Here is a 20,542-nt window from a genome sequence, read left to right on the forward strand (position 1 = left end):
GCTGGCTGGCGCCATGCTCGACGTGCTGAGGAGTCCTGTAACAAGACTGCCAGGCAGGGCCAGCGCATGAGGAAAGGACGTCACTTCGGGCAGTCTCCGTGGTTGACGCTGGGTTTGCTTGGCGTGGCGCTGTTGTGCCTGGGCCTGTTGCTGTGGCCAGGTGTTGGTGTCGCCTGGGCGCGTGAACTGGCGCTCGTCGCTTCGCTGGCTATCCTGGCTGTCGCGTATCGACTGGCACGAAATACCGACTTGGCTGCAATTCAGGACCTCCGCCAAGCTCAGCAACGCTACAGCGAGAGCGAGCAGCGCTTTCGCTATCTTCTCGAGAGCCTGCCCAAGGTTGCCGTGCAGGGTTACGATAGCCAGCGTAAGGTCATCTATTGGAACGAGGCCAGTGCGCGCCTTTACGGTTACCGCAGCGATGAGGCGATCGGCCGGCATCTCGAAGATCTGCTCATCCCGGCAGCGATGCGTAATGAAATGATTGCCGCACATCTTGCCTGGGTAGAGCAGGGCCTGGAGATTGAGGCCGGCGAGCTTGAATTGCTCCACAAGTCAGGGGCGACGGTGAGCGTCTTCTCGCACCATGTCATGCTTGGCGAGCACACCGATAACCCGCTGATGTTCTGCGTCGATGTTGATCTGTCCGAGGAAAAGCAGGCACGACGCGACCTGGAGTTTCTGACGCGCTTCGATGCGCTGACCCATTTGCCAAACCGACAGCATTTCGAAGCCGAACTGAGCGAGTGCCTGACCGCAAGCAGGTACCATGGTGAGCATGTGGCACTGGTGTTCATCGATATCGATCGTTTCGCTGAAATCAACGATGCGCAAGGCTTCGACAAGGGGGATGCCCTACTGCGGATGATGGCACGTCGCCTCCAGCATCGTCAGCACAATGCCGCCTTGGTGTCCCGCTTTGGCAGCGACGAGTTTGTCATGGCCTTCCCTCGCCTGGGCCTGGACAGCGATGCCCTGGTACGGGTGGAACAGCTGTTAAAAGATGTGCAATACCCTTTTGTCCTCGAGGGGCAGGAAGTACATGTGACGGCCAGCGTTGGGGTGAGTCTGTTTCCAGGCAACGGGCGGACGGCGCACGAGTTGATCCGCAATGCGGAAGTGGCCAAGAACCGCGCCAAGCAGAACGGACGCAATGGCTATTGCTTCTTCAGTCAGCAGTTGCACGACGATCTGCTGCGGCGCCACCGGCTGGCCGAGCGTCTGCGCGGTGCGCTCCGCAATGATGAGTTTGTTCTGCATTATCAACCTCAGGTGGCGGCTCACAACGCTCGAATCGAGAGCTTCGAAGCCCTGCTGCGCTGGTATCCCAGTCAGGGAGACCCGATCTCACCGGCCGAATTCATTCCAGTCGCCGAGCAATCGAATCTTATCCATCGGCTGGGCGACTGGGTCATTCACGAAGTATGCCGGCAGCAGGCCGAATGGAGAGACCGCGGGTTGGGTGGGCGACGCATCGACATCAACCTGTCAGGTAAGCAGATCACCCAGCTGGGCGTCTTCAGGCACATTGAGGAGTGCATGATGGAGCATGACCTGACGACCCGGGACATTGGCATTGAACTTACCGAGAACGTCCTCATTCAGGCTGATTCCAAAGTGCTCGAGCACCTGCGCCGGCTGTACCATGAGGGAATGAAAATTGCTATCGACGACTTCGGTACCGGCTACTCCTCCTTGAGCTATCTGAAGACTTTTCCGATCACGTCGATAAAAATCGATAGTACTTTCGTGCGCGATGCCCCCACGGATCCCAGTGACCGGGCGATCATGGAGGCCACCGTCTTCATTGGCCACCGATTGGGGCTGGAAGTCGTTGCCGAGGGCGTGGAGAACCGGGCGCAGCTCGAGCTGGTCAGGGAGATAGGCTGCGACCTGGTACAGGGCTACCATTTCTTCAAGCCTATGGCAGCAGACGAGGTTGCTGGCCTGCTCAGGAGCCATGTGGATGCCGGCAGGTAGTCGGCGAGCTTACGGTACATCAGCGTAGCGTCTAACGGCATGGCCCAGGCCCGACGCGCTGCAAAGCGACCTGTTCAGCCGTCAGGCGCGGCAGGGTGGTCACGATTCATCTCGAGCCTGACCAGGTAGGAAGCTATAGAGGGCCGGGCCCAACGTTCCTCCCACAACGCGTTAAGTATTCGGTATCCTTGCCGGTTTGATCCCCTATCCTGTGCCATGCAGTAAGACGAACCGGTCTTGGAGATAGCTTGAACGCATCCCGCTCATCCCTGAAGCGCCAGCTCTGGCAACAGACCTGGCCAATGGCGCTTGGCGTGCTTTCCCTACTGGGATTTCAGCTCGTCGATAGCGCCTTTATTGCCCGGCTGGGTACCGCCCCTCTGGCGGCTCAATCGTTTACCTTTCCAATGTCTTTTTTGATCATCGGCGTGCAGGTCGGCATCGGTATTGCCATCGCTGCGCTGATCGCCCGCGCGTTGGGAGCGGGAGAGGAGGCAAGGGCGCGTCGCCTGGGCAGCCTGGTGATGATTGGTGGGAGCTTGCTGATTGCCGGGCTGTGTATCGCTCTATGGCTATGGCAAACGCCCATCTTTCGCCAATTGGGTGCGGACGATGCCATCCTGCCGCTGATTCGCCGCTACTGGGGTCCCCAGTTGTTGGCCTCGTGGGTCGGGGCCGTACTCTATTTTGGCTACAGTCTGTTCAGGGCGCATGGCGATACCCGCCTACCGGGCAAGATGATGGTACTGACCAGCTTGATCAACTTGGCGCTCGATCCGCTGTTGATCTTTGGCATCGGCGACTGGGCAGGGCTGGGCCTGCCCGGAGCTGCCTGGGCCACTACGCTGGCGTTTGCGACAGGGTTGGGAGTCCTGGCCTGGCGCCTGCGGCAGACCGACTGGTTGTCGACGCAAGGCTTGATCGAAGAGGCTCGGACCTCGACCCGGCCCTTCATGGGCATTGCGGGGCCGGCCATGATCAGCCAATTGATGCCTCCGCTGGCCGCCATGCTGGCCACGGCTATTGTTGCCGACCTGGGAGAAACTGCCGTGGCCGCCTGGGGATTGGCCAGCAGGCTTGAGACTGTCTCTTTAATGGTGGTGCTGGCACTGACCATGTCGTTACCGCCGTGGCTGGCACGTTGTTATGGCGGCGGCGACTGGAGACAAATTCGCCGTCTCATGACCTTGGCGATGAAGGTGGTGGTCGTTTGGCAGTTGGGGCTCGGCGTGGCGCTGGCACTATTGGCGCCGTGGATTGCCAGCTTGCTGGCAGGCAATCCTGACGTACGCACCGAACTGGCAGTCCTGATTCGCGGATTACTGCCCAGCTATGCCCTGCTGGGCATTTGCATGCTCGTGGTTTCCGCCTCCAATGCCCTGGGATGGCCGTTGCGTGCCATGGTCATGTCCTGTGTGCGGCTGTTCGCTTGTTACCTCCCGTGTTTGTGGCTGGGAGCGCAATGGGGTGGTGTTCCCGGTATCGCCATCGGCGCGGCAATTGGTAATGCTCTGGCGGGCATCGTGGCTTGGGGGGGGTATCGTCGCTCCATAGGGAATGCAGGAAGGGTAGAGAAATCCTCTGAAAAACCAATCATGCGTATATAAATATTTTGATTATGGCATTAATTAAAGGTTATCTATTATATATATCGAATGATTTTAGAGTAATTATCTAGCAGGACGCGTTTAGACTCGTTTCCCATTGGTGACCAACACCAGACTCGAACGACCAACAGCAATAAATCGCCGAGGGAGACGACAATGAAAATTTTGGTATTGGGAAGTGGCGTTGTGGGCGTAGCCAGCGCCTACTATCTGGCCCGGCAGGGCCATGAGGTTACGGTAGTGGATCGCCAGCCATCGCCAGCGATGGAAACCAGCTACGGCAATGCTGGCCAAGTCTCCTTTGGCTTCTCGTCGCCTTGGGCAGCGCCAGGTATCCCTCAGAAGGCGGTGAAATGGATGTTTCAGGAGCATGCGCCGCTCAAGATCCAACCGCGCCTGGATCCGACGATGGCGCGCTTCATGATGCAGATGTTCAACAATTGCACTGCCGAGCGTTACGCTATCAATAAAGAGCGCATGGTTCGGGTTGCCGAGTACAGCCGTGCCTGTATCAACGCTCTACGCGACGAGACCGGTATCCGCTACGAGGATCGGCAGCGCGGCCTGCTACAGCTTTTCCGCTACGACAGCCAAGTCGAGGCTGTGGGAAAGGACATGAAGGTACTCGAACAGTGCGGCGTACGTCACCACCTGCTTAACACTGACGAGATCCAGCAGGTCGAGCCGGCGTTGGCGCGTGTGCCAGGCAAGTTTGTCGGCGGGCTGCATCTCCCCGATGACCAGACTGGCGACTGCCACCTATTCACCAATCGCCTGGCTGATTACTGTCGCGAGCAGTTGGGTGTCGAGTTCCGTTTCAATACCGCCATTCAGCGTATTCGTCGCCAGGGTGATCGCATCGAAGGGGTAATGACCTCGGCCGGAGAAATGACCGCCGACGCTTATGTGGTCTGTCTGGGCAGCTATTCACCTTCCCTGGTCAAGGATCTCGACCTGCATCTGCCGATCTACCCGGTTAAGGGCTACAGCTTGACGGTTCCAGTGATCGATGACGGTGGGGCGCCGCAGTCGACGGTGATGGATGAGACCTTTAAGGTGGCCATCTCGCGCTTCGACAACCGCATCCGTGTGGGGGGTACCGCCGAATTGGCGTCCTACGATTTGAGTCTGCTCGAAAAACGTCGGGCTACCATCAGCATGGTAGTACGCGACGTGTTCCCCGAGGGAGGCGATGTAGCACAGGCTGAATTCTGGACCGGCCTGCGCCCGATGACCCCTGACTCCACGCCAATTATCGGTGGGACCAAATATTCCAACCTATGGCTCAACACCGGTCACGGCACCTTGGGCTGGACGATGAGTTGCGGTAGCGGTCAACTACTTGCCGACCTGGTCGCCGGGCATCAGCCGGCTATCGATCCCGATGGCCTGGATATCCGCCGCTATGCTGCGTGATTGGTACCAGTGACGTAAGGTGGCTCGCCAGCACAGGCTGACAACAGCCTGTGCTGTATTGTTTGCGAGACGGTTTGTCAGTGCTCGCTGGGGCGGGCCATATGTGTCCTGAGCAGGCTGGCTACCGTGGTGACTACCAGCGTTCCGATTATGATCGTCATCGATAGCCAGATAGGAATCTCCGGCGTCCAGTGGATCGGTTCACCGCCATGGATAAAGGCAAGATTGTTGGTGTGCAACGCCTCTAGGATCAGCTTGACCCCGATGAACCCGAGGATGACCGAGAGCCCGAGCCCAAGGTAGACCAGCCTATCCAACAACCCGCCTAACAGAAAATAGAGCTGTAACAGGCCGAGCAGTGCAAAGGCATTGGTCGTGAAGACGATATAGGGTTCCTTTGTCAGGCCGTAGATGGCAGGAATCGAGTCCAGTGCGAACAGCAGGTCAGTGAATCCCAAGGCAAGGATAACGAAGAATAGCGGTGTGGCCAGTCGCTTGGCGTCGATGCGAGCAAACAGCCGGTTGCCATGATAATCCGGGGTGGCCGGAAACCAGCGATGCGCCCAGCGCTCTATGCGTGTCGGCTGGTTGGGTTCGTCAGTATCATGCTTGCCGCGAAAGTGGTCTCTTGCCAAGTGAACGGCGGTATATATCAGAAAGGCGCCGAACACGTAGAAGACCCAACTGAACTGGGCGATAGCGGCAGCCCCCAAGGCGATGAAGATACCACGCATGACCAGGGCAATAGCGATACCGATCAGCAGCACCTTTTGCTGGTAGATCCGCGGCACCGCGAAGCGGGCCATGATGATCACGAACACGAATAGGTTGTCGACCGACAAACTCTTTTCGGTGATGAAGCCCGCGAAGTACTCAGAGCCGTACTGGGGCCCCCATACTAGCCACAGCCCCAGCCCGAATAACATGGCGAGCGTGATGAAGAACACGGACCAGCCGGCCGCTTCCTTCATTGTGGGCTCGTGAGGCTTGCGAGCGTGAAAGGCGAAATCAAACAGAAACAGGGCAACAATGGCGGCGATAGTCGCCAGCCACACCCAGGTAGGAACGCTCATAGGGAGTCTCTCCGGTAGACAAGATGTTACCGAAAGTCTCTTCCGTATCGGCGAACGATACTGCTACCCCCGGGACTTTTGTCCGTGCTGACGATGGTAGCGTTGGCTGGGCATGCGTGACGCTCCAACCAAGGAATACTCCCTTTCAAGTCGCTGCATTGTGCATGGAGAAAGTCTGCTGCGCAATGAGGCCGCTCGCTTCATACATCTTCCCTGATGAACATGACGGTAATGTCTTACATCAATAGTTAACCTAGGTGGGCTTACAAAACCGTAAGGTGTGCGATATTGGCTTCGTTGAGCCGGGATGGCTCACTAGGGATCACGAGTAGGGATGCTCGCCCAAGGATGGGATTTACGTTAGGTTCCGCTTTACCTTTCCTGCGTTGTATCCTTTCGCTGAGCGTGATGTCGTCTGGCCGCGTCTCAGTAGAAGTGGCATATCCATTCAATGCGTGCCTATGCTGTGACTTCATGGCTCGTTCCGGGAGTGGCTGGATGCGGGGAACACAACCGCACCGATGGGTTACGCACGCTTTGCAGCTATGCCTCGTCGCTGAGGCTTTATTTGCCCTGTTTCATCAACACTGGTATCTGGCTGTACTCAGCCTGTTGGTCGTGCTCATCACCTTCTTTCCCGTTCTGTTTGAGCGCCAGTTCCATATTCGTACACCTCCTCCGCTTCAACTTTTGATCTTGGGTTTCGTGATTGCATCGCTTTTCCTGGGTGAGGGGAGAGGGTTCTATTCGCGTTTCTGGTGGTGGGATATCGTCCTGCATACCATAGCCGGTGGCCTGTTCAGTGCAGTGGGTTTCCTGCTGGCCTATGGAACCAATGGGATAGTACGCATCAGGGAATCGACCATGGTGCCGGGCTTCGTCGCGTTGTTCGCAATAATGTTTTCGCTTGGCATGAGCGTTATCTGGGAAATCTTCGAATTCGGTATGGATAGGCTGTTCGATACAAATATGCAGCGTGCCATGTTGAACGATCCCTCCGGCCTGACAGACACCATGTGGGATTTAATCATGAATGCCCTCGGCGCCCTGATGGTCTCCGTCCTGGGTTGGCGCTGCGTGAAGTATGCCAAGCAAGGTGTTTTCCTAAAGGATTGGATCGATACCTTCATCGAGCGTAACCCCAGACTATTCAAGAAGTCGCGTTAAGCCTTAGGCACTGACGCAGTCATCGAGTGAGTAGGCACGATATGCCTCTTTATGCTGTAGTGATGCCAACTATTTCACAACTGCAGCGAGTCATCATGTCCGAACCGGCAAAGCATCCACCTTCCGAAAGACCGGCACAGAGCAGGCTGGAACGTAGTTGGGAGCGCTTCCTTTGGAGCTCCCGCTTTCTCGTCATGGCAGCGGTCGTCCCTAGCTTGATTGGCGCGGTGGTGCTGTTCATCATCGGTACGCTCGACATCTTGGGGATCGTGCGCGATGCCGTAGCGTATTATCTGCTCGGGAGTGGACAGGACATTCACGAAACGGTGGTTCCCAGCATCGTCATGGCCGTAGATATCTATTTGATTGCCATCGTGCTGTTGATCTTCGGTCTGGGTGTCTATCGGCTTTTCGTATCGCCGATCGAACAGGCAGAAGATTACGCACCACGCCATCCCTTCAATGTCGACTCATTTGATCAATTGAAAGACAAGATTGCCCGTGTGGTTATCTTGGCCGTCATCATCGAATTCTTCCGTGCAGTGGTTGATATTGGGTTTCAAACTCCTTTGGATGCGATCTATCTCGCTTTGTCGGTGTTGGCGCTGGCGATAGCTATTTACCTGATGAGCCTGACTCATAAGAGAGAGTGAGTTCCTCAATGTGTGCATGTAAGTATTTCCTTACAAAACACCGGCTATGGCTAACGTAGAAATTAATGTAATGAATGGCGATAATGTCGTTATGGGACAGACTGCCAGTCGTGGACAAGGCAATCCCATAAGGAAACCGGTGAAAGATTCGCTCAATGTACCAAGGACGTGTGAGCAGGAGGCTCGCGGATGAAGAGAAGAGAGCTTTGCCGCCCAGTCTTTTCAGGCCGGGCTTATTTTGTTATTTGCTTGCTAAATCAGGCGTTAGCCTTGGTTTGCTCTGGTGGTTTTGTTTGCATAAAAAAACCCGGCGTTAAGCCGGGAGAGGAACGAGAACGAAAATGCCTGAATACGTTGGCACCAGAAAATAGATAACTCATGCAACGCATAAACTTAATCTAGCGGAAGCTGCAAATTAGTTAGTTGTTTTTTGTTTATTTGCGTAATTTTTTTGATACCCTTATGTATGGACTGAAGTCGCCTAGGCAGCGTAACGATCAGCTGAGTGATTAACTTGGCGCATAAATTGGATGAGCTCCGGTTATGGTCAGTCTGCTATCTGCTGCGCAGCGCCTCGTCGGCAGGGCAGCGCATATGCTTGCCTTGGCCTACATGCCATGTCAGCGATCTCTTACATGCGTTCCTAACGCAGGTTAGATAATCTTTCGCCTAAAATAGGCACAGTGACTCACGTAGACATGGAAATGTCGCAATGGAACCCGGGCAAGGATGCCTGATGAACCAAGGATGCATGAGCAGGAAGGCTCATGAGTGGGCAGCAGGAAGCATCACGCCGCGCAAAGCCCGGCCTTCACAGGCCGGGCTTTATTACGCCTGCTGTCCTGAAATCGTCTACACCATGAGCCCCATGATTGCTGGCAGACTACGTAGCTTTCTGGTTTACCTTGGGTAGCTGCTAATGTGTGAGTCTCGCTGACGTAGAAGGGGAACTGCTAGAAACAACTACTGCCAACGACCTTAGCCGTTGGCAGTGATGGGAATCCATTCCCCAGATATCGGTCTCTCCGAAGACCCTTCTCTCATGGAGGGTTAGGTATTGCGACCTCCGCCGTGACTGTGCTCACCGCCTTTCTTACCGGCTTCTGAAGCTTTCTCACGATCGTTTGCGAAGTTGCCGCCACTCTGCTGACCACCTTTCTGTCCAGCCTCAGAGGCTTTCTCGGGGTCATTGGCGAAGTTACCACCGCTATTTTGTCCGCCCTTTTGGCCAGCTTCAGAGGCCTTTTCAGGGTCATTCGCGAAGTTGCCACCACTATTCTGACCACCTTTATGGCCAATATCCTCGTAAAACTCCTTTCCATGAGTTTCCGAAGTGGCTTCACCACCTTTGTGGCCAATGTCTTCGTAAAATTCTTTGTCATGAGTGTTAGAAGTGGTCTCACCGCCTTTCTTGCCAGCTTCATTTACGCTCATGTTGCTTTGGTTGCGTTTATCGTCTGCCATTGGAAAACTCCTTCTTCCTTCGTGCTAAATGCAATATAAGCAAACGTAAGCATATATTGCTTAACGCCATATACCAAAGACGTATTGATACTGTAGGAAGGGTGGAAATCCTTAGCAAGTTAAAAAAGGTTTGTGATTAGGTACTTTTGTATATATGCCTCAGCGGCCTGTCGACCAAGAAAGGTTATAATCGTAAGATACTGAAAATATAGTATAAAATAGTTTTTCAAAGCCGGTTCGCTAATTGGACATGAAACATGCCCTATCCATCCTGTTCCGGCGATGTTGAAATAATTTGTTATTTATTGATTAAGGTATTGGCATTCGTCATTGTTGCGTAGGCGTAATCGCAAAGTGAAATAGCCACCTGTGTTGCCTACCAGAGCTCCGTTCTCCTGAAGTGGTGACTCAAGCATGGAGCTCCTACCATAGGCCTTGGTCGTCTCGCACTCAGACGAACCTGCGAGTACTTTGCTCATCGGGTTTAGCGTCGGCCTTGGCTGGTGATGCTATCTGCGGTGCTGATCAACATCGCTGCGGGTGATATGGCCGGCATGGACTGCGTACGCGGTCGTCACGCATATACGATGCTTCTTACTTTTTTGAGGCGGGCTGAGGGAGCCCAAGGATGCTTGGGTGAGGCTAAGACAGCGACAAACAAAATTTGGTGCGGATGGGGAGACGCGAACCATATAAACAAATCAATGTGTTATAAGATTTAATGGAGTTGGGCATACATATAGGCATACAAGCGGCTAGCCGCTGGGCCTCGAAAGCAGGGGGGCGACACTGTCGCCTTTGTAGGCGTTTTTGTCGCCCCCCTTAGGCGTACCTGACGACCTTTCTGCGGCTGATGAGCACAGCTGACCTTCCGCGAGAGCAGCCGGGTATTGAGATGAGGCCTTTAGTCAGCTTAACCCCGGGACCTGTTACTTCACGTTCTTGTCAAGGAACTGACGAATAACAGGAACAATTTCATTGCTATGGGTCTCTAGCGCGAAATGGCCGGTGTCATAGAAACGGATATCAGCCTCTGGGATATCTCGTTTCCATGCTTGGGCTCCGGGTGGCACAAAGAAAGGATCATTCTTTCCCCAAACGGCCAACAGCGGCGGTTGATGGGCGCGGAAGTACTGTTGGAACTCCGGATACATCGCCACGTTAGAGGCGTAGTCCAGAACCAGGTCGAGTTGAATGTCGGCATTTCCAGGCCTTGATATTTGAAGCCCCTCCAGAGTGTAGCCGTCTGGTGAGACGGAACTTTTATCCGTTACACCTTCGAGGTACTGCCATTTGATAGATGCAGGCGTTGTGAAATCATGCAGCGCCTCGCGGTTCTCCTGCGTGGGTTCGCGCCAGTACGCCTGGATGGGCGCCCAGTCTTCCCCCAACCCTTCTTCATAGGCGTTCCCGTTCTGAGAAATAATGGCGGTGACCCGGGTAGGGTGTGACACAGCTAGACGCCATCCTACCGGCGCACCGTAATCGTGAACCACGAGGGCATAGGTATCGAGCCTGAGCTGCTCTGCGAACTGCCCGATGGTCATCGCTAGTTGGCTAAAGGTGTAAGCGTACTCATCACGTGCCGGCGCTTCTGTGAATCCAAAGGCAGGCAGGTCTGGCGCAATTACATGGTATCGGTCGGCAAGTTCTGGTATGAGATCGCGGAACATGAATGAGGACGCGGCAAACCCGTGTAGCAGCAGCACTGCCGGCGCGCTGGGGTTCCCAGCCTCACGATAGAAGATATTTACATCATCCACTTGTTCGTATCGGTAGTGAACCTGGTTGGCCGCAACTGCTGTGGTCGGCTCGGCTGCTGCGATTGATTTGGTTGAGGTCACGACCATTCTCCTGTGTAACCTATGAAATGTGTTTTTGAAGGTTACGCAGTATTCCGGTAACCTGTCAAAAACAGTTTTGCGGTTACTGGTTCGCTCATGACTTCGACAAGCCCCATTCCATCGGACGTGCTCTTCCTCGGAGGCAACCTCGCCCTTGACTTCATCAACAGCGAGTACCGGGTCGGTGACAGGCATCACGACTGCTTTAACGACAACGAAAGCGTGGTGACCTGGCTGAAGATGGCGGGGCAGTTACCCGAGGCGTCTGATGAAAAGGCGCCCGGGGGGCTGCTAACCCTTGCGCGTGAGCTGCGCGAGCATGCGAGGGCCGTAATCCATGCCGCAATGGCCGGGGTTCCGCCAGATCTTGCACTGGTCAATCACGTGCTGGAGGCGGGCCATCCCATACGGGAGATAGAATGGGATGATGCAAGTCGCGCTTTCAGAATCGTCACCCGCCTGCGTTATCGCGATCCGGCAAGCTTGCTTGAGCCGGTGGCTGGATCGTTAGCAAGCTTGCTTACAAGCGGCAAGCTCGAATTCGTACGGCAATGCGAGGCCCATGACTGCGTCCTGCTCTTTCATGACCTGACCAAATCGCATCGCCGCCGCTGGTGTAGCATGGCAACGTGCGGCAATCGCATGAAGGTTGCCGCTTTTCGTTCCCGAAAGAATACGGAGTAGCGCTCATTCTGCGCCACACCCTCTTACCACTGCGTTTCCCGTTGCGTCCGCATCCTAAGAGACGCTTACCTGGACACCCATCTATTTCGTACACTGACTCCGGAGCCTTACTGAGCTGGGTGTCCAGTTAGTGTTATTTTCAACTCATCGATAAATGCTCTGAGCCCTGCCGGCACATGACGATGACCGGAATAATAGAGACAAAGGCCGGGAATCGGCGGACACCAATCGTCGAGCAAGGTGATCAATTCGCCGCGCTCGAGCCGGTCACGCACAACGTGTTCGGCGAGATAGGCAACCCCCAGACCGCGGGCAGCCGCATCCGCCATCAGGCCGGGATGATCGAGCGTCAGTACTCCCGGTACATCGATGACCTTTTCCTGCCCACGACGCTCGAACTCCCAGCGATAGCGCTTGCCGCTCGGCATTCGCTGTCGAATACAGGCGTGATTCTGAAGCTCTTCCGGTGTTTTCGGCGAGCCATGCTGTGCAACGTAGCCCGGTGAGGCGACGCTGATGAACCGGGTGTCTCCCCCGAAAGGGATCGCAATCATGTCCTGCGGAACGGATTCCGCCAGTCTAACCCCTGCATCGAAGCCCGCCTCGACGATATCTATCAACCGCCCCTCGGTGACCAGATCCAGGCTCACCTCCGGATAACGCGCGAGAAAACTCGGTACGATGCTTTCCAGCAATACGCGCGCCGCAATTTCGCTGGCATTGATACGCAGTTCACCACTGGGGCGACCGCGCTCGTCATCGATAGCTTCCAGCGCTGTGTTGAAGTCCTGCAGCACGGGCTGCATTCGTGCGATCAAGCGTTCCCCTGCCTGAGTCGGCGAGACACTGCGAGTCGTGCGGTGAAGCAAACGCACGCCCAGTTCCTGCTCCAGGGTTCGCATCTGATGACTCAGCGTCGAGGGCGACAAACCCAACTCATCGGCTGCACGCCGAAAGCTGCCATAACCGGCGATCAGGGTCAGCGCCTGGATATCATCCAGGCTTGGCTTTCTATTCATGGTCATACTTCACTAATTCATGCAACATTACCCCAATAGTAACAGCAATCTTAGCGCGTCAGGATAAGAGCCATCATCGCGATGGGGCGATGATCAACCACAGGAGGTTTGCCATGACTCAGGCAACGCAAAAAACATGGTTCATCACTGGCGCATCCAGCGGGCTTGGTCGAGCAATGACCGAGCAACTGCTTGAACGTGGCGATTGCGTCGCTGCGACGCTGCGCAGACCCGAGCGTCTCGATGAATTGAAAACCCGCTATGGCGACAGGCTCTGGGTGGCGGCGATGGATGTCACCGATACGGCTGCGATTCGAGCGACGGTTGGGGGGGCCTTCGCTGAGCTCGGCAGAATCGATGTGGTGGTTAGTAATGCTGGCTATGGCTTGTTCGGCGCAGGAGAGGAGCTGACCGATGAGCAGATTCACCACCAGCTCGAGACCAACCTGATCGGTTCGATCCAGCTCATCCGCGCGGTATTGCCTCATCTACGCGAGCAGGGCGGTGGTCGCATCATTCAGGTGTCGTCGGAAGGCGGGCAGATTGCCTATCCCAATTTCAGTCTCTATCACGCCAGCAAATGGGGAATCGAAGGTTTCGTCGAGTCGGTCGCTCAGGAAGTGGCATCGTTTGGTATCGCCATCACACTCGCCGAGCCCGGACCCACCGCCACTAACTTCGCTGCCGGTCTGGTCAGCCCTGCGCCGATGGCCGTTTACGACAAGACTCCGGCAGGTGATGTACGTCGTGCCGTGGCCAATGGCACGTTCGGCGGGCTCAGCGATAGTGACAAGGTCGCTCGGGCAATGATCGATAGCGTCGACTTTGTGCCAGCGCCGAAGCGTCAGGTCTATGGGAGCGAGGCTTGGCAGCGGATCGGCGACGCCTATCGTGAACGTCTGGCTGACCTAGTGTCGCAGCGCACCGTCGCAGCTTCCACCGATGCGGACGCTTGATGAGTTCGCGGCTGTATTGACTCCCGCGCCTGTTCAGCAAGATGCCGGACAGGCGCTTACCTGGACACCCATCTATTTCGTACTGTCAAGGCACTGATTCTGGCGTGTCTTCCTGAGATGGGTGATGAGATGGACGCCTCCCCTCCCGAATCGGCGCCAGTTGCGCCAAACTTGAAGGGTGTAGTTCAAGTCGAAGGAAACAGGAGATGTCCACCATGGATATTAAGATTCTCGGCATTGACTTGGCAAAGAATGTCTTCCAGCTCTGCGCACTCAGCTTACCCGGCTGGTCGCCATACACCGGGATATCGGTGCCATCGAAATCCAGCACGATCTTCTCTAGCGGCTCGTTGTGCTGCGTAATAAATGGTGCCAGAGCAGCTCATGAGCCTTAACCATGACTTTCCGGTTATCAACAAACAAAAGGTTATATAGAGGGTATGCAGTGATACTGGTCGTGACGACCGTTTTGTCAGTTTGGACTTCACGCTCAACTCCTCGAAGCACGTTGACTTGGCGGGGGCTTGGGCTTAGGTTTGACGGGATTTAATGAAAAATATTTGGTCGCCGACTTGATGGTCGTCGGGGCTCATATACAACTGTTATCCAGTTCCAGAGACAGGTCCTGAAAAATCCATGAGAATACACTCAATCAAAGCGGTTTTAACTTTTTTCCTTGCGTTATTGCCATCAATCGCACCTGCTGACGTTAACAATTCTGTTGTTGCAGCTTTAGATCGAATCGGCAATGAACTTGATGCTCGTGTGGGCTTTTCCGCTCAATGATCTGGAGACTGGGCAGCGCTGGGAGTATCAAGCCGACCAGAGATTTGCACTGTCTAGTACTTTTAAAACTCTCGCTTGTGCCGAATTACTGCACCGAGTTGATAAAGGGGAAGCGGAGTTAAACAGCGAAGTAAGCTTTTCGGAGTCAGATTTGGTGACCTATTCTCCGGTCACTGAAAAATTCGCTGGCCGTCAAGCAATGACCCTTTCTGAGTTGTGTGAGGCAGCCCTGACTATGAGCGATAACACAGCCGCGAATATGATTTTGCGAGCTCTGGGTGGGCCTGAGTCAATTACGAACTTCGCCAAGTTCCTAGGGGACGATTCAACCCGGCTTGATCGCTGGGAAACGGAACTTAATGAGGCGCAACCAGGCGACCGCAAGGATACAACAACTCCAAACGCGATGGTGAGTAATATTCAGAGATTGCTGTTGGGCGACGTGTTGTCGGTAGAGTCCAGAGGCCAACTCCGCAACTGGCTTGAAAGAAATCAGGTAGCGGACGGACTTTTTCGGGCCGCTGTACCTGAAGACTGGGTTGTTGCAGATAGAACCGGGGCTGGTGGTTTCGGATCGCGGTCAATAACGGCCGTAATGTGGCCACCGGAGCGCCAGCCTATTGTTGTAGCTCTGTATATTACAGAAACTGAATCTTCCTTCTCAGAGCGAAATGACGCGATCGCAGAAATAGGTGCAGCAATAGCGAAGGCGGTGGCTCTAGGAAATTGAAGCATAACCAGTGGTTGCTAGGGACTGCGTTGCGCTGCGTTCCATGCAGCCCTAGCCTGAACTTCTCATAGTCGGTCATGGACCTTCCGATTCTCTCTTTGACCCAAGTACTCAGGCCGGGGGGGCGCCGAACCCAAGTGGCTAAGCGGGCGCGACCATAGAAATCGGTATGGAGCTGATCTGGTTGGGCGACGCCTGCCAATGCTTCCCCTATGGCATTCCTGCGTCTTTGGAGCGCGCTGTCGGATGCTGAACCAGTAGAGCTGACAAGATGTATGCTCCGCCTTAAGTGCCAGGATAACTAATGAGCTGCTGGATCGCATAAAAGTGGGTAGGCATACATATCGGCAACGGGTATATGTGCCCGTATGAAGATATTCATCAGGGTAGAATCAACCTACAAAGCGCGCAGTTATGGGCTTTGCGGGGCATATGAGGGCATACAGGAGGATATGAGAAAATACAAGTTGGTGCGGATGGGGAGACTCGAACTCCCACGCCTTGCGGCACTGGAACCTAAATCCAGCGTGTCTACCAATTCCACCACATCCGCATCAGAGGGCAGGAATCGCCGTATTTTACGGACCGATTCGGCCAAGTCAATCGCTAACCTCAAGTTTATACAGATATTCGGCTGCCTTGTTGGCCTTGGCCTGTAGCGCAGCCAGGTCGCTCTCTTCCGCTGACGCTTCGCCTAGCCAAGGAATGACACCCAGGCAGGGAGCGTCCAGGCAGTGATGTAATGTTGCCAGATTAGCGTCGTAATCACGCATGCCAGGGTCGATTCGGGTTGCCACCCAGCCTGCCACGTGCAGGCCGTCGGCGCGGATGGCCTCCAGCGTGAGTCGAGCATGACTGATACAGCCCAGGCGCATGCCGACCACAAGGATGACCGGCCATCCAAGCCGAACCGCCAAGCCACTCAGGTCCTCCGATTCGTTAAGCGGGACGCGCCAGCCTCCCGCGCCTTCGATGAGTATGATATCCCGCGGTGATGCGTTCAGTGTTCCGCGTATCTTGGTCTCGATCTCATCGAGACGTAGCCGCAGGCCTGCGCGATGGGCAGCAAGATGAGGAGCGATGGGCGGTTCCAGAGCTACCGGATTCACGACCGAGTACTCGACCTGAGGAGAAGAGGCCGCCTGGAGCAGCAAGGCATCAATATTGCGCAGCGTATCGCCGTCACGCTCACAACCGGCCGCGACTGGCTTGAGGCCAAGCGTGGTATGTCCCAGGCGACGTGCTCTGGTGAGCAGCGCGGCACTGACAAGTGTCTTGCCGGCATCGGTATCGGTACCGGTCACGAAATAATGTTTCATGGATTATCCGGGCTTGTGGAGTTCCAAGGTCAGGCGCTGATAGGTGACGGGCAGACCGGCCGGCTGGCGCAGCGTCTCATAGCGTCGCTTGGCGATAGCGATGTCGCGACGTGTCAACGCCGGGCCACCGTGGGCGACCTGGGCGCCGATCCCTTTGATCGAGGCCATGACGGCGGTGAGATCGGGGTAGTAAAAGCGTTCGGCAGCTTGCTCCAAATGAATCTCGAAGCCGGCCTGACGCGCAGCAAAGCGCACATGGCGAGAGTTGGCGAAGCGCTCCACGGCGGCAGGCCGATCTGGGTGCGACCAGGCGTAGGCGATTTCGCCTAGAGTGCCCGGGGCCAAGGTGTTGATCAGGGCACAACCGCCTGGAGCAAGAATGCGATGAATTTCATCAAACACTCCCGGCAAGTCATGGCACCACTGGAGAGCCAGGTTGGAAAACACTAACTCGATGCATTGACTAGCCAATGGCAAGGATAGGGCGTCGCCACATACCCATCGGCCCTGAATTCCGTATCGGCGGTGAGCTTCATCTAGCATACCGCGGGCTAGATCGACGCCGATGGCCTGCGCTCCATAGTGGTGGGACAGTTGTGCCGTCCAGTGGCCAGGACCGCAACCCAGATCAAGCACCGTGGCGGCTCGCTCGGGTAAACGCTGCCAGAGTATGGTGCCCATGGCATGCTGGGCCTGGGCACGATCCTCGTAGGTCGTTGCCGCCCGACTGAAGGCGTGACCGACGCGCCGTCGCCATTCAAGGGTATCGCTGCCGGGTATCGCCCGGGCGTGTTCAGCCTGCATGCAACACCTCTGACAAAGATCGACCCGAGGTAGGCTCATTCGCAATTTGGGCCAGGATGCGGGCCAAGCGTGCCGGAGCGGAAAGATGTGGGCAGTGTCCGCAATCGGCCAGGCGGATGATCGGCTGGCATCGATTCGTCGCTGGCAACAGCGGATCGTTGTCGCCATGTACGTAGATGACAGGGCAATCCGCTCGTTCCAGCACTGCATGCAGATCGAGACATGCAAGTTGCTCCAGGCCGCCTGCCAACGTGGCAGTATCTGCCGGCATCCGGTTGCCAAGCAGGGCATCAAGGCATTGACGGGCATGGCGTGGTGACGGCTCGCCGCTGGCTTGCCAATGGAGAAAATGCTGCCAGGTACGCTGCGGATCGCGCGCAAAGGCACGACGAAACGTCTCGATTTCCTGTTGGCTGATCCCGCCGTGGATGTGGTCCACGAAGCGAGGTATCGCGCCGAGCATGACCAGGGCTTGCGGTGCTGGCAGCCGAGTCTGCAGGGCGGCAGCAAGCATGCCCCCCAGAGACCAGCCGACCCAGATCGCGTCGGCAGGCAAGTTGTCACGCATGGCATGGGCCAGGGCATCGAGATCAGTCGGGTCTACCAGCGGTGAGCGCTGCCCATAGCCGGGCCAGTCCGGGCTGGAAATGCGCAGGTGTGATGGCCAATGAGGTGCCAGGCGTTGCCACAGGCGGGCATCTATGCCCCAACCCGAGAGCAGGACAATCTGTGTCATGTTGCCGGCGCCTCTTCGAAGGGAGCAGTGACAGCCAGTCGTGCCAGGGCGTCGAGCAGGGCATCGATCTGTGCCTGGGTGTGTGCTGCCGAGAGAGTAACGCGTAGGCGTGCCTGTCCCTTGGGTACGGTAGGTTCGCGGATAGCGCCGACCAGAAAGCCGCTTTCACGTAGGGAACGCCCCCAGTGCATGACGCGCTGGCTATCGCGCAGCAGCACGGGCTGAATCGGGGACAGTGAGGAAATGAGCGGAAGTCCGAGCTGGTCGGCACCGCTACGCCAGTAGCGGATGTTCTCGTAAAGGCGGTGTCTGCGCTCGGGCTCCTGATCAAGGATGTCAAGCGCACGCAGGGTGGCGCAGGCAACGCCGGGAGGCTGGGCGGTGGTATAGATATAAGGGCGGGCGAATTGAATGAGGGCTTCTATCAGGTCACCTTCGCCAGCTACGAAGGCACCCGCGCTGCCTAGCGCCTTGCCCAGGGTGCCTACCAGCACGGGAACCTGGTCCGGTCCGAATCGAGGGCCGACGCAACCGCTGCCATTCTCGCCGATCACCCCGATGCCGTGGGCGTCGTCGATCATCAGACAGGCATCGAAGCGCGTGCAAGTCGTCGCCAGCGATGCGATATCTGCGATGTCGCCGTCCATGCTGAATACCCCATCACTGACGACCAGGCGCGGAACGTCGCTGCGCGATCTCGCCAGGAGACGCTCCAGGTCGTCATAGTCCCGATGGTGAAAGCGCCGTGAACGGGCCTCGCCAACGTGGGTGCCATCGAGCAAGGAGGCGTGGTTGAGTCGGTCGTGATAGACCTGCATGCCGTCGGTACAAAGCATTTGCAGAGTACCGAGGTTGGCCATGTAACCGGTGGAGAACAGCAGTGCCCGTGGACGCCCGGTCAGCGCGGCCAGGCGCTCTTCAAGGATATGGTGGGCTTCCAGATGACCGCTGACCAAGTGAGAGGCACCGCTGCCGGCGCCATAGCGCCGTGCGCCTTCCGCTTGAGCCTCGGCCAACCGCGGATCTCGGGCCAGGCCGAGGTAGTCGTTGCCGGCGAAGTCACACAACGTTTGTCGCCCGTCGCTGACCCGCTGGTCGGGCAGGAGGGAAAGGGGCAGACGTTGCCGCCATAGTCTTCGTTCACGCTGTTGGCGGAGTCGCCGCTCTATCTGCTGTCGCCACATCATCAGTTCACGCTGGCGGCATCGTAGAACAGGGCATCGTCCGTGTGGCGGCGGGCCATGGCATCATCCAGTAGCGCTTGCTGAGCGGCATCGTCACGGCATGTCTCGATGCGTTCGGGATGCAGGCCGAGCCGGGCGAACAGGGCGCGGTCGCGTTCCACCTGAGGATTCTCGGTGGTCAGTAGCTTGTCACCGTAGAAGATCGAGTTGGCGCCGGCCAGAAAGGCCAAGGCCTGGGTGGCATCGTCCATCTGTTCGCGGCCGGCGGACAACCGGACATGACTTCTCGGCATCAAAATGCGTGCCACGGCGATGGCGCGGACGAAGTCGAGTGGGTCAAGATCCTCAACATTTTCCAACGGCGTGCCGGGCACCTTGACCAACATATTGATCGGGACAGATTCAGGATGCGGGTCGAGGCGCGCCAGTTGCTGCAGCAGACCGGCACGATCACGCGGGGCCTCGCCCATGCCGAGGATACCACCGCTGCAAACCTTCATACCCGCTTGACGCACATGGCCGAGTGTATCGAGGCGATCGGCATAGGTTCGGGTGGTAATGATGTCGCCATAGAATTCGGGCGAGGTGTCGAGGTTGTGGTTGTAATAATCGAGTCCCGCATCGGCCAAACGCTCGGCCTGGTTCCCATCGAGCATGCCTAGTGTCATGCAGGTCTCCAGCCCTAACGACTTGACCTGGCGCACCATTTCCAGCACCACGTCGAGATCGCGCTGTCGAGGGCTACGCCAGGCTGCGCCCATGCAGAATCGGCTGGCACCGGCCGCCTTGGCGGCACGCGCCTGTTCGACCACTTTCTCGATCTCGAGCAGCTTCTCCTTGTCCAGTCCGGTATTGTAGTGGCCCGACTGGGGACAATATTTACAGTCTTCTGGGCAGGCTCCGGTCTTGATCGATAGCAGGGTCGAGACCTGGACGGCGTTGGCATCAAAGTGCATGCGGTGTACCTGCTGGGCCTGGAAGAGCAGGTCATTGAAAGGCAGCTCGAATAACGCTTGGATCTCGTCGAGCGTCCAGTCGTGGCGAGGAGGCGAGGCGGCATTGAAAGACGGGCTGGCCTGAGGCATGTCAGATCTCTTAGGCTAGTGAACCAAGGGGCGAC

At 56.5% G+C, this 20,542-nt stretch carries 16 protein-coding genes, 1 tRNA gene and 2 pseudogenes; 8 read left to right on the top strand and 11 right to left on the bottom strand.

The features are described 5' to 3' along the window. Positions 1 to 66: 66 nt before the first annotated feature. The 3 genes from F568_RS0106795 (at position 67) to F568_RS0106805 (ending at position 5,003) form a co-directional block, all read left to right on the top strand. Positions 67 to 1,980 carry a putative bifunctional diguanylate cyclase/phosphodiesterase gene (locus tag F568_RS0106795; protein WP_156817372.1) on the top strand — a complete coding sequence of 638 codons (1,914 nt, stop codon included), beginning with the start codon at positions 67 to 69 and terminating at the stop codon, positions 1,978 to 1,980. Positions 1,981 to 2,228: 248 nt separating this feature from the next. Next, entirely contained in the window at positions 2,229 to 3,587 is a 1,359-nt protein-coding gene (locus F568_RS0106800) for an MATE family efflux transporter (RefSeq protein WP_019017965.1), read from the top strand. Positions 3,588 to 3,743: 156 nt separating this feature from the next. Then, a complete protein-coding gene (locus F568_RS0106805; protein WP_019017966.1) occupies positions 3,744 to 5,003 on the top strand; it encodes a D-amino acid dehydrogenase in 1,260 nt (419 codons plus the stop codon). A gap of 77 nt (positions 5,004 to 5,080) precedes the next feature. Here the strand turns inward: F568_RS0106805 and F568_RS0106810 are convergent, their stop codons facing one another. Beyond that, positions 5,081 to 6,076, bottom strand: coding sequence for a TerC family protein (locus F568_RS0106810; protein ID WP_019017967.1), 996 nt, complete (start codon positions 6,074 to 6,076; stop codon positions 5,081 to 5,083). A 498-nt stretch (positions 6,077 to 6,574) separates the two neighbouring features. Here F568_RS0106810 and F568_RS0106815 point away from each other — a divergent pair, with 498 nt between their 5' ends. Continuing rightward, on the top strand, positions 6,575 to 7,243 hold the full coding sequence (locus F568_RS0106815) for a DUF2238 domain-containing protein (RefSeq protein ID WP_019017968.1): 669 nt from the start codon (positions 6,575 to 6,577) through the stop codon (positions 7,241 to 7,243). Between the two features lie 95 nt (positions 7,244 to 7,338). Next, positions 7,339 to 7,896, top strand: a complete 558-nt coding sequence (locus F568_RS0106820) for a YqhA family protein (protein ID WP_026300377.1) — start codon at positions 7,339 to 7,341, stop codon at positions 7,894 to 7,896. Between the two features lie 1,050 nt (positions 7,897 to 8,946). Here the strand turns inward: F568_RS0106820 and F568_RS26315 are convergent. Together F568_RS26315 and F568_RS0106830 are read right to left on the bottom strand one after the other, a co-directional pair. Continuing rightward, positions 8,947 to 9,360: a con-10 family general stress protein gene (locus F568_RS26315; protein WP_019017970.1), complete on the bottom strand. Its 414-nt coding sequence runs from the start codon at positions 9,358 to 9,360 to the stop codon at positions 8,947 to 8,949. 929 nt (positions 9,361 to 10,289) lie between these two features. After that, positions 10,290 to 11,210: an alpha/beta fold hydrolase gene (locus F568_RS0106830; RefSeq protein ID WP_019017971.1), complete on the bottom strand. Its 921-nt coding sequence runs from the start codon at positions 11,208 to 11,210 to the stop codon at positions 10,290 to 10,292. A gap of 90 nt (positions 11,211 to 11,300) precedes the next feature. Between F568_RS0106830 and F568_RS0106835 the strand changes: the two genes are divergently transcribed. Further along, a complete protein-coding gene (locus F568_RS0106835) occupies positions 11,301 to 11,888 on the top strand; it encodes a CGNR zinc finger domain-containing protein (RefSeq protein ID WP_019017972.1) in 588 nt (195 codons plus the stop codon). A 107-nt stretch (positions 11,889 to 11,995) separates the two neighbouring features. Here the strand turns inward: F568_RS0106835 and F568_RS0106840 are convergent, their stop codons facing one another. Then, positions 11,996 to 12,907, bottom strand: a complete 912-nt coding sequence (locus tag F568_RS0106840) for a LysR family transcriptional regulator (RefSeq protein WP_026300379.1) — start codon at positions 12,905 to 12,907, stop codon at positions 11,996 to 11,998. A gap of 113 nt (positions 12,908 to 13,020) precedes the next feature. Here F568_RS0106840 and F568_RS0106845 point away from each other — a divergent pair, with 113 nt between their 5' ends. Beyond that, entirely contained in the window at positions 13,021 to 13,863 is an 843-nt protein-coding gene (locus F568_RS0106845) for an SDR family oxidoreductase (RefSeq protein WP_019017974.1), read from the top strand. Between the two features lie 277 nt (positions 13,864 to 14,140). On the opposite strand, the pseudogene F568_RS24865 reads toward F568_RS0106845, so the two are convergent. Then, positions 14,141 to 14,274: pseudogene (locus tag F568_RS24865) on the bottom strand (IS1380 family transposase); the annotation flags it as partial. Positions 14,275 to 14,499: 225 nt separating this feature from the next. Between F568_RS24865 and bla the strand changes: the two are divergent. Beyond that, positions 14,500 to 15,379, top strand: a pseudogene (gene bla, locus F568_RS22405) (class A beta-lactamase). 468 nt (positions 15,380 to 15,847) lie between these two features. On the opposite strand, the gene F568_RS0106860 reads toward bla, so the two are convergent. The 6 genes from F568_RS0106860 to bioB all read right to left on the bottom strand — a co-directional run bounded on the left by F568_RS0106860 (position 15,848) and on the right by bioB (position 20,507). Continuing rightward, positions 15,848 to 15,932: transfer RNA gene (locus F568_RS0106860), tRNA-Leu, on the bottom strand. Positions 15,933 to 15,978: 46 nt separating this feature from the next. Further along, a complete protein-coding gene (gene bioD, locus F568_RS0106865; RefSeq protein WP_019017976.1) occupies positions 15,979 to 16,698 on the bottom strand; it encodes a dethiobiotin synthase in 720 nt (239 codons plus the stop codon). Between the two features lie 3 nt (positions 16,699 to 16,701). Next, positions 16,702 to 17,502, bottom strand: a complete 801-nt coding sequence (locus F568_RS0106870) for a methyltransferase domain-containing protein (protein ID WP_019017977.1) — start codon at positions 17,500 to 17,502, stop codon at positions 16,702 to 16,704. Continuing rightward, on the bottom strand, positions 17,492 to 18,238 hold the full coding sequence (locus tag F568_RS0106875; protein ID WP_019017978.1) for an alpha/beta fold hydrolase: 747 nt from the start codon (positions 18,236 to 18,238) through the stop codon (positions 17,492 to 17,494). Before F568_RS0106875 ends, F568_RS0106870 begins: the two co-directional genes overlap by 11 nt. Then, complete coding sequence (gene bioF / locus F568_RS0106880) at positions 18,235 to 19,425, bottom strand: 8-amino-7-oxononanoate synthase (RefSeq protein ID WP_211213429.1); 1,191 nt, start codon at positions 19,423 to 19,425, stop codon at positions 18,235 to 18,237. The genes F568_RS0106875 and bioF overlap by 4 nt, the downstream gene beginning before the upstream one ends. Beyond that, positions 19,425 to 20,507 carry a biotin synthase BioB gene (bioB, locus tag F568_RS0106885; RefSeq protein ID WP_019017980.1) on the bottom strand — a complete coding sequence of 361 codons (1,083 nt, stop codon included), beginning with the start codon at positions 20,505 to 20,507 and terminating at the stop codon, positions 19,425 to 19,427. The genes bioF and bioB overlap by 1 nt, the downstream gene beginning before the upstream one ends. Positions 20,508 to 20,542 lie beyond the last annotated feature (35 nt).

This window comes from Modicisalibacter luteus DSM 23508, assembly GCF_000378505.1.
GTDB lineage: Bacteria > Pseudomonadota > Gammaproteobacteria > Pseudomonadales > Halomonadaceae > Modicisalibacter > Modicisalibacter luteus.